General features: G+C 43.0%; 13 protein-coding genes. 6 read left to right on the plus strand and 7 right to left on the minus strand.

The window, feature by feature from the left end; all coding sequences use genetic code 11:
* Positions 1–66 precede the first annotated feature (66 nt).
* The 3 genes from JMX94_RS08070 to JMX94_RS08080 all read left to right on the plus strand — a co-directional run bounded on the left by JMX94_RS08070 (position 67) and on the right by JMX94_RS08080 (position 2,314).
* Positions 67–399: a TIGR01244 family sulfur transferase gene (locus JMX94_RS08070; RefSeq protein WP_201564862.1), complete on the plus strand. Its 333-nt coding sequence runs from the start codon at positions 67–69 to the stop codon at positions 397–399.
* Positions 400–548: 149 nt separating this feature from the next.
* Positions 549–1,304 (plus strand): glutathione S-transferase family protein, encoded by a 756-nt coding sequence (locus tag JMX94_RS08075; protein WP_227673565.1) that lies wholly within the window; start codon positions 549–551, stop codon positions 1,302–1,304.
* Between the two features lie 152 nt (positions 1,305–1,456).
* Positions 1,457–2,314, plus strand: coding sequence for a bile acid:sodium symporter family protein (locus JMX94_RS08080; RefSeq protein WP_201564863.1), 858 nt, complete (start codon positions 1,457–1,459; stop codon positions 2,312–2,314).
* 69 nt (positions 2,315–2,383) lie between these two features.
* On the opposite strand, the gene ahpF is transcribed toward JMX94_RS08080, so the two are convergent.
* Entirely contained in the window at positions 2,384–3,961 is a 1,578-nt protein-coding gene (ahpF, locus tag JMX94_RS08085) for an alkyl hydroperoxide reductase subunit F (RefSeq protein ID WP_201564864.1), read from the minus strand.
* Positions 3,962–4,475: 514 nt separating this feature from the next.
* Here ahpF and JMX94_RS08090 point away from each other — a divergent pair.
* The gene (locus tag JMX94_RS08090; protein ID WP_201564865.1) at positions 4,476–4,724 is read left to right on the plus strand and encodes a YdcH family protein; all 249 of its coding nucleotides are present in this window, start codon (positions 4,476–4,478) and stop codon (positions 4,722–4,724) included.
* 185 nt (positions 4,725–4,909) lie between these two features.
* Here JMX94_RS08090 and ahpC read toward each other — a convergent pair whose 3' ends face one another.
* On the minus strand, positions 4,910–5,476 hold the full coding sequence (gene ahpC, locus JMX94_RS08095; RefSeq protein ID WP_201564866.1) for an alkyl hydroperoxide reductase subunit C: 567 nt from the start codon (positions 5,474–5,476) through the stop codon (positions 4,910–4,912).
* 276 nt (positions 5,477–5,752) lie between these two features.
* Here ahpC and JMX94_RS08100 point away from each other — a divergent pair, with 276 nt between their 5' ends.
* Together JMX94_RS08100 and JMX94_RS08105 are read left to right on the plus strand one after the other, a co-directional pair.
* Entirely contained in the window at positions 5,753–6,661 is a 909-nt protein-coding gene (locus tag JMX94_RS08100; RefSeq protein WP_201564867.1) for a hydrogen peroxide-inducible genes activator, read from the plus strand.
* Between the two features lie 41 nt (positions 6,662–6,702).
* Positions 6,703–7,380, plus strand: coding sequence for a hypothetical protein (locus JMX94_RS08105; RefSeq protein WP_201564868.1), 678 nt, complete (start codon positions 6,703–6,705; stop codon positions 7,378–7,380).
* Here the strand turns inward: JMX94_RS08105 and JMX94_RS08110 are convergent.
* The 5 genes from JMX94_RS08110 to JMX94_RS08130 all read right to left on the minus strand — a co-directional run bounded on the left by JMX94_RS08110 (position 7,361) and on the right by JMX94_RS08130 (position 13,286).
* Complete coding sequence (locus tag JMX94_RS08110) at positions 7,361–7,963, minus strand: methyltransferase domain-containing protein (RefSeq protein WP_201564869.1); 603 nt, start codon at positions 7,961–7,963, stop codon at positions 7,361–7,363. The two genes, JMX94_RS08105 and JMX94_RS08110, sit on opposite strands and share 20 nt — an antisense overlap.
* 142 nt (positions 7,964–8,105) lie before the next feature.
* The gene (locus JMX94_RS08115) at positions 8,106–8,786 is read right to left on the minus strand and encodes a M48 family metallopeptidase (RefSeq protein WP_201564870.1); all 681 of its coding nucleotides are present in this window, start codon (positions 8,784–8,786) and stop codon (positions 8,106–8,108) included.
* 2 nt (positions 8,787–8,788) lie between these two features.
* Entirely contained in the window at positions 8,789–10,384 is a 1,596-nt protein-coding gene (locus JMX94_RS08120) for a DUF1513 domain-containing protein (protein WP_227673566.1), read from the minus strand.
* Complete coding sequence (locus tag JMX94_RS08125) at positions 10,353–11,498, minus strand: imelysin family protein (protein ID WP_201564871.1); 1,146 nt, start codon at positions 11,496–11,498, stop codon at positions 10,353–10,355. The genes JMX94_RS08120 and JMX94_RS08125 overlap by 32 nt, the downstream gene beginning before the upstream one ends.
* Positions 11,499–11,624: 126 nt before the next feature.
* A complete protein-coding gene (locus tag JMX94_RS08130; protein ID WP_201564872.1) occupies positions 11,625–13,286 on the minus strand; it encodes a di-heme oxidoredictase family protein in 1,662 nt (553 codons plus the stop codon).
* Between the last annotated feature and the right edge of the window lie 225 nt (positions 13,287–13,511).

Genomic DNA, 13,511 nt, shown 5'->3' on the forward strand with positions numbered 1-13,511 from the left:
TACTTAAGTGCTTTAAGCTAATCACAAAATTTTCATTTTTACGCTAAAAAATAACAAGGAGCTCTTATGAGCCATCAAGTTAGTATTACCGGACAAATCACCCCTGACCAAGTACCTATGATTGCTGAAAATGGTTTTAAAACCATTATCAACAACCGTCCAGATGGTGAAGAACCAAACCAACCAACCAGTGCTGATATTGAAGCCGCCGCTAAAAAAGCAGGACTTGCTTATAAAGAAGTGTCTTTTGCCGGTAGTGAGCTTAATCAAAACCATGTCGAAGAGTTTGCGGACTTTTTTAACCAAGCTGAGCAGCCAATGCTGATTTTTTGCCGTACCGGTAACCGCTCAACGGGTATTTATGAGGCGGCAAAGCGTATGGATTTATTAGACGATTAATACGGATTTAAATATAATCGTTACTGCTTGAGAAACGCCCGTCCAAAATTTGGATGGGCGTTTTTTTGCATACCACTAAACTATTGACTGGTCAATTCTTAATAATAAAGACATAATAAAATCCTACTGATACCGACTAATAGGACTTTATGATGCAAAAACCGCTACTCATCATCGGCAATAAAAATTATTCGTCGTGGTCATTGCGAGCTTGGCTACTACTCAAGGCATTTAACATTGATTTTGATGAGCAACTGATTGAGCTGTTTCATCCATCAGCGACAGCCATTCTCAATGAGCATGCGCCAACCGGCAAAGTACCGGTTTTGGTTTATGGTCAAGACATCGATAATAACAGCGATAAGGTCACGGTCTGGGATACCTTAGCGATTGCCATTCACGCCAATGACTATCTGACAGACTTAGATGTTTGGACAGGACTGAGTAAGTCTGATACTAAGATCAATACCAGCAACAGAATAAATAGCGCCTATTGCCAAAGCATTATTGCGGAGATGCACTCAGGTCTAATGGGCATTCGTAGTGAGATGCCGATGAACATTCGAGCTAAAGCAAAAATACAACCAAGCGCTGCCTGTCTAAGCGATATCGCCCGTATAGAAAATATCTTTGCAGATTGTTTAAAAAATCGCTCAAAAGACAGCTACTTGTTTGGACTTTTCACGGCTGCCGATGCTTTTTTTGCCCCTGTGGTTCTACGCTTGCAGACTTATGCGGACGCCTCGGGCATACCATTGCAACCAATAACCAAACAGTATTGTGCAACGATGTTAAACAATCCTCATCTACAAGCTTGGCGAGAAGCGGCACTCTATGAAACTCGCATTATTAAAGAAGATGAAGCAGGTGAATTACTCTCGGTAGCTGGTGTATTAGCAGATTAAAACTACATCAAACGCAAAATCAAACGTTTGCTAAATTTTTAATAACGCTTAAGATGATAGAAACACAAGGACTGTGATTTCTTTAGCAAGTTACTTTTAATACGCTTTCAATAGGTCTTTAATGCGCCTCTATATTTAACAAGGAATGTTTCATGAGTAATAATGCGTTGGCGCTATTGCCGCTAGCACTTGCCTATATTATGTTTACCTTAGGAACGGGGCTTAAGCCAAGTGATTTTAAGGTCATCGTTAATCACCCAAAAGCGTTTATTGTCGGCTTAATCAACCAAGTCATTTTTGTGCCTTTGGTTGCGTTAGCGGTCGTCTTAGTCATGTCGCCGCCACCTGCTATTGCCTTTGGTATCATGCTGATTAGCTTTTGCCCAGGCGGTGTGACCAGCAACATGCTCACTTACTATGCTAAAGGTAATGTGGCGCTGTCAGTCGCACTCACGGGCGTAGTGAGACTGTTATCAGTGGTGACACTGCCTATCTTAATTACGCTGGCTTTTAATCACTTTATGCAAGATCAAGCAGGCTCTATCAGCGCACTAAAAATCGGCGTGGTGATGTTTTTACTGACTACCTTACCTGTGACCCTAGGTATGCTCGCGCGTTATAAATTTACTGACTTTATGGTACGTAGAAGCGGCATTCTAAATGGCTTAGCCAGTCTGTTTTTTGTCTTAATCGTCTTTGCTGCTATTGCGACCAACTGGCAATTACTACAAGAGCAATTGGCGTCTATTGGGTTTGAGTTGGTCTTTATCATTGTCATCTTGTTTGCGTTAAGTATTCTGACCTCTAAAGCCATGCAGCTCAGCTGGTTTGATACCAAAACCATCTCGATAGAAACCAGTATTCAAAACAGCACAACTGCGATTACCTTGGCACCTATCATTATGGGTGTCAGCACATTACCGGTCATCGCCCTACCTGCTGCGGTATATGGTGTGTTGATGTATGTGGTTGCGCTGCCCGTGATTGCGTTGATTCGGAATAAAAACTGATTGTATAAGCACAAAAAAAAGCCATCTCATTTGAGATGGCTTTTAACACTAACGGTAAAGCTAAATAACTTACTGCATAACTAAGTATTCAAACGCTGATAATGCGGCTTTTGAACCTTCGCCCATTGCAATATTAATCTGCTTAAATGGTACGGTCGTGACATCACCACAAGCAAAGATACCTTTGCGGTCGGTGCGGCATCGTTCGTCAATCTCAATCTCACCAAAGCGGTTTAGATCAACAAAGCCTTTGACAAATTCAGTATTCGGCACCAAACCAATCTGCACAAACACTGCTGAAACATCAAGCTCTTTGGTTTCACTGCTGCTACGGTCTTGATAAACGATAGACGTCACTTTACCATCTTGCGCCTTGATTTCTTGAGTCGCTGCTCCAGTGATAAATTCAATATTGGCTTTTTCTTTGGCTTTATTAATCAATACCTGATCCGCTTTTAGCTCATCGGCGAATTCAAGGACGGTCACATGTTTAACGATACCTGCCAAGTCTAGCGCCGCCTCGATACCTGAGTTACCGCCACCGATGACAGAGATGTCTTTACCTTTAAAGAATGGACCATCACAGTGCGCGCAGTAAGCAACGCCTTTACCGACGTTTTCATCTTCACCTGGGACACCAAGCTTACGCCACTGAGCACCCGTTGCCAAGATAATACTGCGTGTCTCAAACGTCTCGCCAGTATTTAGATGAATACGGTAGTTTTCATCATCCGTTTCGCTAATTTCTTTGACGCTGACATGCTCTTTAAGCGTAATATCATATTCGTGCAAATGCTTTTCAAAGTTCGCCGACAGCTCACTACCGGTCGTTAAAGGTACAGAGATTAAGTTCTCGATATCTTGCGTGTCTTTCACTTGCCCACCAATACGATCGGCGACCATAGTGACTTTTAAGCCTTTACGCGCGGTATAAATCGCTGCCGCCACGCCAGCAGGACCGGCTCCGATAATCGTCACATCTTGCTGCTCTAACTGTTCAGCATCGTCATCAGCTTCGCTCAGTAAATCAGGAAATTGCTCTTGCAACTTCTCAATCAATTTAGCCGTGTCAATCAGACCATTCGCAAACGGCTTACCATTTAAAAACACTGCTGGTACGCCTTGGATGTTATTGGCTTCTACTTGCTCTTGGAATAATGCGCCATCGATCATCTCATTACTGATGTCATCATTGAGCAAGGCAAATTGGTTCAGCGCTTGCACCACTTCTGGGCAACTGTGGCACGAGAGCGACACGTAAGTCTGAAACTGTAGCGGCTTATTAAAACGCTTAATCAGCTTTTGAATACCTTCATCAAGTTTTAGCGTATGACCGCCAGCTTGCAAAATCGCCAAAATCAACGAGGTAAATTCATGACCTCCAGGGATACCGCTAAAGACAATGCCGGTATCGGTCAATACGCCATCGATATGGCTGACTACTTTAAAGCTAATCGGGCTTGGCAAGCTGTCATCGGTAGCTGTACTGTCAAAATTAATCTTATCCGTGGTGCCAGCGATTTTAGTCAAAAAATCAATCAGCTCAGCGCGCTTGCTATGTTCGCCGTTACCCAATACAAAGGTAATTGGACGGGTCATGTTTTCACTGTAGCTTTTGACTGCATCTAATAAACTTTTATCTATCATGTTTGTTCCTCATTATTATTAAATATGTAACGCCAGCTACGATGCTGAGCATTTGAATAGGGTTTGGTGATAAGTTAAGTCGCTGATTTAGAACGCTAAAAATACCGGCCTTACCACCTTTGATACGTCTATTATCAGGGGTTTGCAGGTTTTGGGCAAGCTGATAAACTCAAACCTTACGTTTTGTAAAATATATCATAAACCGATATTATTATTTAAATTCAAAACCACTGATAAATAGAAGTCAATGATAGTCGTAGTATCTGGCAAATTTTTTCGCTACAATCGAGTGAAGCGAATAAGAAAAACTCTTATTTGTCCCATGGCAGGTTGGCGGTTATCGCAGTGTATTAACAGCCCTTTCTGCTGCTAGTAAGTCTATGCACTTTTGAGCTGAATAACGATTTGGCTCAATGACATTCAAGTCTCACAATCATAGCAATTCATCACAGCACTCTTAACTAAAATGCGCCGATGCTTTGATAAGCTTGCGCTTTATAACAAGGATGACAACATGAGAAAGACTGATACATGGCAAGACAACAGAGATATTATTGCTGAGCTTAAGCAAAAAGACAGTCACTTTGCGACTATTTTTGACGAACATACGCAGCTTGATCAGCAAATCAATCAGCTGGATAAAGATTTGGTCAAGCATGCCAGTCGCGATGAAGAAATCGAGCAAATGAAACGGCGAAAGCTGCATTTAAAAGATGAGATTTACAAAATAATCGATAAAAATAAATTACAATCTCATGCTTAACTAGTGGCCAGTTTATACCGTTAGACATTATAAAGTCTTATAAGATTGAGACAAAAAAAGACCCCGTTAACATCAGTTAACGGGGTCTTTTTTCTAGCACTTTATTTAGCATTATCAATCAGCAAATACCGCTTTAAATAATACTAAAATCTTAATCTAATAACTTTAGTCTAATAAAGGAAGACTTAGATTTTACCAACTAGATCAAGGCTTGGTTTAAGAGTTTCTTGACCTTGTTCCCAAGCTGCTGGGCAAACTTCGCCGTCGTTTTCACGAACATACTGTGCTGCTTTCACTTTACGTAGCATGTCTTTTGCACTACGGCCGATGCCGCCTGCATGGATTTCAGCAACTTGAATCAAGCCGTCTGGATCCACTAAGAATGTACCGCGCTCAGCCAAACCTGCTTCTTCAATCATGACGTTAAAGCCACGAGTGATACGACCAGTAGGATCGCCGATCATTGGGTAAGTTACTTTGCCGATGGCTTCTGAAGAATCATGCCATGCTTTGTGGGTGAAATGCGTATCGGTTGATACTGAGTACACTTCTACGCCCAAACCTTTAAGCTCTTCGTAATGAGCTGCCATGTCTTCAAGTTCAGTTGGGCAAACAAAGGTAAAGTCAGCTGGGTAAAATAGGAAGATTGCCCAGCTGCCTTTTACGTCTTCTGAAGTGATGGTTTTGAACTCACCGTTTACAAACGCATCTGCTGAAAACTCTGGGATTTCTTGATTGATAATAGACGCCATGATTGGCTCCTTTTTTTGATTGATTGTTGTTGAGTTAATGGATGTTTATTGTTGGTTATTTCTACTAACCCTTTGCTTAACTGGGCTACCTGACAAACTATACGCGAATTCTATGGTTAATCCAGTTAAAAGTTTTTAATGTGATGTTTTGTTTTATTAAACTTGTTAAACTATTCTATCTGCTTTTTTATCCGTACATCGGCATTAAATTGCTATAGTACACAAGATAAACGAGTAAAACAAATTGCGTTAAAAACCCATTAACAGAGAGGTTTTATGATTACCTTACGTCAACTTGAGTTTGCCTTAGCGGTTGCCAAACATCGTCATTTTAAGCGTGCGGCAGAAGACTGTAATATCTCACAATCAGCGCTGAGCTTGGGTATCGCCGAGTTAGAAAAACAACTTGATACGCAGATTTTTGAGCGTAATAATAAGCAAGTCTTGATTACGCCTATCGGTGAAGATATCTTGACGCGGGCGCAGCGCGTGTTTTCGGAAGTCAATGATTTGACCACGCGCGCGCATAGCCATCAGTCACCACTTGCTTACCCTATGACCGTCGGAATTATTCCAACGATTGCCCCTTATTTGCTGCCAAAAGTGTTGCCTGCGCTACGTGAACACTATCCAGAATTTCGTATGACCATTGTCGAGCAGCAAACCGAGCGTTTGCTTGAGCAAGTCCGTTATGGTCATATTGATACCGCCATTATTGCGCTGCCGTATGCGGTCGATGGCTTGCATACTTTTGAATTTTGGAGCGAGGACTTTTTTGCCGTCTTCCCAAAAGATGACGTCCATGCCAAACTTAAAACCATCAATGCTGATGAGCTAGCAACGGCAAATCTGATGCTATTAGGTGAAGGACATTGCTTGACGGATCAAACACTGACGGTCTGTCATTTTGACCGCGCGCAAATGAAATCCAGTTTTTCTGATGCCAGCTTAAACACCCTTATTCAAATGGCCCTTGCCAATATGGGGACGACATTAGTGCCAGAGATGGCATTAGACCAGCTACATCTGCAAAATCAAAATGCAGTTGCGGTGCCACTAGCCGAGGAAGGACCGCATCGTCATATCGCCTTTGTCACTCGTTTAAATTATGCCCGCGTCGATGATGTTAATTTATTAGGTAAGCTCTTTAAACAAGCATTTGAAGATGCGGCTAGTAAAAAGTAAGCATTTGCTAATAGATTGCAGTCATTAAATAAAGGCTAACTATGGACGGGTTGTCACAAATAGAGACTGAGCTTGGGACGATTTTCGAGTGGCATTTAACGGCTATTAATAACGCTATCGAGCCAGCAATATTAAAAGCACTTTGGCAAGATATCGCCGTGCGCTATAACGAAAGCCAGCGCACTTATCATAGCTTGCAGCATATTCAGCAGTTATTTACGCAGTTTGAACAGATTAAGCACCATTTAAATGAGCCGCATATTATCGCATTGGCACTGTTTTATCATGACGTGATATATGCGCCGACGCGCTCAGATAATGAGCCTAAAAGTGCAGAATATGCCGTCAAGTCCTTAAGCCCTTATCTAAGTGCTGAGCAATGCCAATATATCTACGCGCTGATAATGATGACGGCTAGCCATCAAATTGCCGACATTGATGAAGGGTCAGACAAAGCTAGAAAAAGCGATGCCGCCTATTTACTAGATATGGACTTAAGTATTTTAGGGGCATCTTGGCCTGAGTATGAACGCTATGCGCAAGCTGTCCTCCAAGAATATGCGCATATCTCAAATATAGATTATCGCGTTGGACGCATAGCAGTATTAAAAGGATTGTTAGCGCATCCAACGCTTTATCTGACTGATTATTACTATGCACGGTTAGAAGAACAAGCTCGAGAAAACATCAAGCGTGAGATTATTTTGCTTGCATCTTAATAAACAGCTCACTGCCCTGCCGTGCGGGATGTGAGTTATAACTTGTCTCCATAATCTCAATATCAAAATAAGGCGCAAAACGCTGTTGGTATTCAGCTTTTGTACCGCCAAACGGTGGCTCATCTCGTCCAAAGTCTTTATCAAACAGCAAACCAACCAGCTTACCATTCGGTTTCAATAATGCTGCCATCTGCGCTACATATTCATCACGGCGCGCAGGATTTATCGCACAAAAAAACGTCTGCTCAAGCACCCAATCAAACTGATACTTCTCAGGCGACAATTCAAAAAAGTCGGCACAGATTAAATGCTCAGCTGGAAAGTCAGGATAGCGCTCCGCAAAAGCGTCAATCGGCGCAGGCGCAAAATCAACCAAGGTAACATTGGTAAAACCTTGCTCATGGAGATAACCAACCTCGTAAGCATTACCTGCCCCTGGCACTAAAACAGCCTGACTTTTAGCAGATTCAGGCAATTGATCAATATAAGCTTGGAGCGGTGGCGACACCTGTCCCATATCCCAGCCGATACTGTCTTGCTCATAACGCTGCTGCCAAAACGCTGCTTGATTGACATTTTCCATATGACATCCCTGTATATACGATAGATAAGACTTATTATTTAAACGACATAATTTGTATCGTTATGATTAATCATATCAGTCTTATGGCGCTTGTTGACAGTACTTGTTGATAATACTTGTTGATAATACTTAGGTGAAGAGTTTAATCTAACTGTCCCGTCTTCCCTGCCAGCATATTATGCCAATGCTGATAATCAGGCATCGCGGTCGCCACCGTTTGCCAAAAGACGCGACTATGATTGGCATGATGCAAATGACACAGCTCATGGACGATGACGTATTCGGTGCATTCGATAGGATAAGCGGGCAGATAGACAGACAACCAAATTCGCCGTGCACGGGTATTACAACTGCCCCAGCGCGTATGCATTTTCTTTAGACGTATCTCATTGGCTGTCGCACCGACAATTGGTTGCCATTTTTCAAACAGAGAAGGTATGACTTCAGAAAGCTGTTGTCGATAGTAAGTAATTTTTTTATCATAATTTAAGGTAAACGATTGCTCTACGCCCCATAACAGCAACGTGCTATCGGCAGTTGATGACTCTTTTGAAGACTCTTTTGAAGGGAGTTGTCGCCGTCTATATTGCTCTAATACTTGGCCGTGGTTAGCGATTGCCCATGGCACACGTTTCGCCACAGCCTGCGCAGCTTGGGCTGAACTAATAAACAATGGCACAGAAACCATTAATTTATGCGGTTTTAGGCGAAAGTTGATATTTTTAACCCGCTTTTTACTGATATGTAGCTCAATATCCGCTTGCGCCAAACGTTGAATAGATTTTTCTAATAAAGGTGACTGATATGCAGAAGGCATATTCATGCTCAAAGCGCTTGCAAGTGATTGTCAAACGACATCATATGACATTTGCTGTCTTTAAGAATACGCTCACTTTTCTCTACAGTATTCAATTGTGCCGTTGCCAAGCTATCAACAGTTAACGCCGTTAACTGACCTTGGCCATCACTAACAATAAAGCCTGATTGCTCATCACGACTATCTGTCTTATTAGTGCGCTGACTAAACAGTACTGCTGTCCCTGCACAATCTGGCAAGCTTACATCAGTTATCAAGGTGCGAGTATTTAAGTCATAAAGCGCTGCACAACCCCCAATCGGCGTGGTCACGCATAATAAGTTACGCTCACTGTCGACCGCTACACTGGCGATATATTGATGAAAGCGTTGCCACTGGTTATTGGGCATAATAAGCGCTTTAAAATCACTATCACCGCGTTTATGAGTCAATACTAGCGGCACATTGATATGCTTTTCACCTTGAAACTGAATACCTATCATCACCGTTCCATCGTCATGCATGGCCAGGTGACGTACGCTCATCTGATTGTGTTCAGGCGTAATCTGCTCAAGCAAAGCGCCAGTATGACGATTAAGATAAACTAATGATGGACGCATGCTGTCTAAATTAAGTTCTTCGCGCGACGCTTGCTCGGTTTTGATACCACCATTCGCAATCACCAACGTCTCGCCATCAGGATGCATAATCAGCTCATGCGGACCGATACCATGCGAGTCAGATTCTGCTATTTTTTTGTAATTATCATCAGCATCATAGATACCGATTTTACCCTCTAAACTTATGGTGTCATTTTCAGTCACATAGAGCAACTTACCATCTAAGCTATAGCAAGCATGCCCATAAAAATGCCGATGAGTAGATGCTTTAATAGCAAAATTTACTTGTCCGCTCGCCGTGTCTAATAACCAAAACTTTGCACTCGGACGCCGACCCATGACCACGACATCACGATTTTGGTTATAATTAGCATTTTGGTTGTGGTTAGAAAAGTTACTTTCGCGGTCCAAAACAGGCTGAACAACGATATCGTGCACACGTTCAGGCATAGTCGTTTGCCAGACGATTTGTCTATCGGCATCGATACCGACCACACCAAAGTCATTTTCATTATGACAGGCATCAGCGCCATCATCATTTTCTAATACGATGTTTTTTGGCATAGAAGCAACACCGCTAACCCAACAAACGGGGCGCGGTAGTACGGTGGTGGTATGTGCGGCGCTAAAGTCAGCTAGGCTATTATTATTGGCATTTTTCAAATCATCTATCGGTAAACGATAAGCTTGTTGCCATGCAGTTGTAGCTTGCTGACAAGCATAACGAAACTGCACGAGCTCACGTTTTGATGTTGCGATTAACGACTGCAACTGCGAGCGCATACCTACTACATAGTCCTGCAAGCTGGCATCAGGGTGACGCTGCTTACGATAACGATGATGGATACCGACAAGCGCGGCTGTACCCATGACAGCAGACAGCATGGTCAATGCGGATGTTACTAACAGCTCATTATTAGGCTGCTGCTTTTGTGACTCATTTGCTGTTTTAGTATCGATAGAGTGCATTTTTTTAATCGCCATCAGTGCTGTTAAAGCCCACACGGATACCGAGCGTCGGAATCAATTGGCGTTTAATAATGCGCGTAATGGTCGTCAGCTTGTCATACAGCTCTTGCTGGGTAGCTTTATCAGCCGTCGCTAAGTCTTCTGGCATTTGCGCCAATAGTGTGGTCGCATCAGCAAGTGCGGTCGATAAATTATCCGCCACTGCGTTTTCATTATTGCTACCAAGAATAGCGGTTAAGACGGGATCGGTCATTGCTTTATTGAGCGTGGCCAATTTAGCATTGATAATCGCGCGGCTTTGCCCTGCGGTCGCAGCTGGCAGGTGACCTTTTTTCTTACCGGTTAAGCCTAATGGCTGATCAATGGCATTGGACTTCATGGTCTCAACCAATGACAATAAAGAATTAAACCATTGGTTTAAACCTTGGTCACTCTCAGCGGTTTTATCAATCGCTAATAAAGTAGTTGAATTTTTCTGCCAGTTTTTCTCAATATCTTTAAGGCGCGTGCTTAAGGCACTACTTGCGCTCATCACATAAGCACATTGACCAACATCCAAGCTATCATTGGCATATAACGCTTCTTCTAATCCTGGTATACCTTGGACAATAGCGCTCTCGTTAGCCAGTTGCTCAGCGGTAAGCTTAGGATTGGCAGCAATGAGATCGGCAACACCACCATGCACCAGACCGCGCTCATCAGGATAATAATTGATATATAAATTACTCATGCTCGCCGTCGCTGGACCGAAATTAATCATCTCAGCGCCAGCCCATGCTTGTGCGAGCACCAGCCATTGGGCGCGCAGCGCTTGCAGCTCATCACCGCTGACTGGCGCTTGCTGACAAGATTTCTGTGTCAATTCATACAATAAATCACTCTGCTTCGCGGCATCCGCATAAGCGGGAATAACAATATCATTTGCCACATGGGTCAAATAGGTCTTTTCAGTATCAGCGCTAATATCAACAGCGGTAATCTTATCTGTACTACTATCTTTTTCAGCTGTAGCCGTAGAAGTAGCACTCTCTTGAGCAACTTGGCTGTCCACTTCTGGTGCTTTGCTCTCATCAGCAGGTTTGACGCAGCTGATAAGGATACCCGCACTTAGTGCTGATAGTGCCATTGCTAAAGCATGGTTTATTTTCATAGGTTTCTCGGTATTTATATGGCTATTAATATAAGTAATTATTTAAATCTGTACATTTAAGGCGGGCAATTTTTAAATGCCTTTTAGATGGTTTTTAAATGGCTTTTAAAGTGTATAGCCTGACTTTTATAATGACTTTAAGAACGCATTCAATTCACTGCGCCCTTGTTTGTCTAACTTTAATACTTTTTGTTTCTGCTTTTCCGCTTCGCCGCCATGCCAAAGTACCGCTTCCATCAAGGTGCGCGCGCGCCCATCATGTAAAAATGTCGCTTGCGAATCAACGGTTTGCGCAAGCCCAATACCCCACAAAGCAGGCGTACGCCATTCATAAGAATTGGCTAAAAACTCAACCTGCAAGTCTTTCGATGGCAGCTTGCCAGCGATAGTACGATCAGCAAGATCATTTCCCATGTCATGTAATAATAAATCGGTATAAGGATAAATCACTTGCCCATGCTGCTCAAGATGGTCATCGTCGGTTTTTGGCAACTGATATCTTGGCGTATGACAGCTTTGACAACCCATATCATAAAAGCGTTTTTTGCCCGCCAGTACTAGCTTATCATCAGCATTGCGGCGATGCGGCACCGCTAAATTACGGGTATAGAATTCAACGAACTTTGCCACTTCATCATTGACTTCGACAGGCGGCTTGCCATTACCTTGCTCATCAGCACCCGTTGCCGCGTTTATACAAGCGGTCTGCGTGGGCATGCAGGATTCATGCGGACGGATATTGGAGGTCAGTCCCATATCTTCGTTAAAGGCACTTTGGTTTTGGGTAATCAATTTGGTTTGCCCAGCTTTCCAACCAAAGCGACCTAATGCCACTTTACCCGTTTGTGGATCCATAACCCAGTTGAATTTGCCGCTAATATCGCCATTGGCATTATTTGTTTTTATCGCTTGTTTTTTAATAACTTCGTCTGGAATTTGCTCGAGTAGCCCAAGCCCAATCATAGGTAAGGCAACACGCGGCGACACCATCAGCTCATCATCAAATGCACCATAACCGGGTTTGGTCAAATTAAAGGTTGGCGACCGCAGTGTTTCAACATGCCCATCAGCAAAGGTGACGGGTTTATCTGTCCACTGTACCGCAATGCGCGCTTCAGCAGGAACGCCTTGAATACCGCGGTCCTGCAATTGACCGCCATACATGGAATGCACAACTTTTTCTATCAAGGAATTCTCTAATTTTTGGCGCTGCTCCTCGGTAGTGGCAGGCATAGCAAGGCGAATAAGCAAACTGTCAGCATCATCCTCACTGCTCATAGGCGCATGACCGCGACCGTCTTTGATATGACAGGACTGACAGGCAGCGACGTTAAATAATGCACCTAGACCATCCCGGCTATCGGTACTCGCCGGCGCAACCACCCACGGCTGCCTAAAAAATGCATTACCGATAAAAAAAGAACCTTTACGTGAAGCGGTAATATTTGAGGAAGGTTTAGAGTAGCTCTCGCTAGTGGTGATACTAATACCAGTATCGCCGCCTTGCTTAATCTCTTGCGCATCAAAGCTGGCAAGCTGCTGCATAGGCACGCCAGCTAATGTCTCAATAGTCTGGACACGTTCAAAAGTGATTGCTTCAGAATGGCTGCTTTCCGAAGGTTTGCCGTCATCTGTAGCATTATTAGCAACATTATCGCTTGGCTGACAGGCGCTTATGGATAGTGCACATACTATTCCTAGCGATAGCTTCAGTGGCGAATGCTTAAATATTAAAGAGGAATAAAACGCGATAGATTGTTTAGCTTTTAACACATTACTGCTGCTCATAGGGAACCTTAGTTCTAATATAGAACCATTAAAATCGCGTGCTATAATTTTTTCACTTCTATTCGATAAGTATTTCTATTCAATATAGTATTCACTGCGCTATGACATATCTGGCTATCTTAATACGCTATAAAAAAAACACGCTGCCAACGGTAGTCGACAACGTGTGTATTATACCTAAATTATTTTTCTATGAAAATAATTCTCATTCGCTTATAGTGACTT

The sequence above is a fragment of the Psychrobacter sp. CMS30 genome (assembly GCF_904846565.1).
Taxonomy (GTDB): Bacteria; Pseudomonadota; Gammaproteobacteria; order Pseudomonadales; family Moraxellaceae; genus Psychrobacter; species Psychrobacter maritimus.

Excerpts from the sequence above, each read along its gene's own strand:
- JMX94_RS08070 (WP_201564862.1), top strand. The coding sequence starts at position 67 with ATGAGCCATCAAGTTAGTATTACCGGACAAATCACCCCTGACCAAGTA.
- JMX94_RS08075 (WP_227673565.1), top strand. The coding sequence starts at position 549 with ATGATGCAAAAACCGCTACTCATCATCGGCAATAAAAATTATTCGTCG.
- JMX94_RS08080 (WP_201564863.1), top strand. The coding sequence starts at position 1,457 with ATGAGTAATAATGCGTTGGCGCTATTGCCGCTAGCACTTGCCTATATT.
- ahpF (WP_201564864.1), bottom strand. The coding sequence starts at position 3,961 with ATGATAGATAAAAGTTTATTAGATGCAGTCAAAAGCTACAGTGAAAAC.
- JMX94_RS08090 (WP_201564865.1), top strand. The coding sequence starts at position 4,476 with ATGAGAAAGACTGATACATGGCAAGACAACAGAGATATTATTGCTGAG.
- ahpC (WP_201564866.1), bottom strand. The coding sequence starts at position 5,476 with ATGGCGTCTATTATCAATCAAGAAATCCCAGAGTTTTCAGCAGATGCG.
- JMX94_RS08100 (WP_201564867.1), top strand. The coding sequence starts at position 5,753 with ATGATTACCTTACGTCAACTTGAGTTTGCCTTAGCGGTTGCCAAACAT.
- JMX94_RS08105 (WP_201564868.1), top strand. The coding sequence starts at position 6,703 with ATGGACGGGTTGTCACAAATAGAGACTGAGCTTGGGACGATTTTCGAG.
- JMX94_RS08110 (WP_201564869.1), bottom strand. The coding sequence starts at position 7,963 with ATGGAAAATGTCAATCAAGCAGCGTTTTGGCAGCAGCGTTATGAGCAA.
- JMX94_RS08115 (WP_201564870.1), bottom strand. The coding sequence starts at position 8,786 with ATGAATATGCCTTCTGCATATCAGTCACCTTTATTAGAAAAATCTATT.
- JMX94_RS08125 (WP_201564871.1), bottom strand. The coding sequence starts at position 11,498 with ATGAAAATAAACCATGCTTTAGCAATGGCACTATCAGCACTAAGTGCG.
- JMX94_RS08130 (WP_201564872.1), bottom strand. The coding sequence starts at position 13,286 with ATGAGCAGCAGTAATGTGTTAAAAGCTAAACAATCTATCGCGTTTTAT.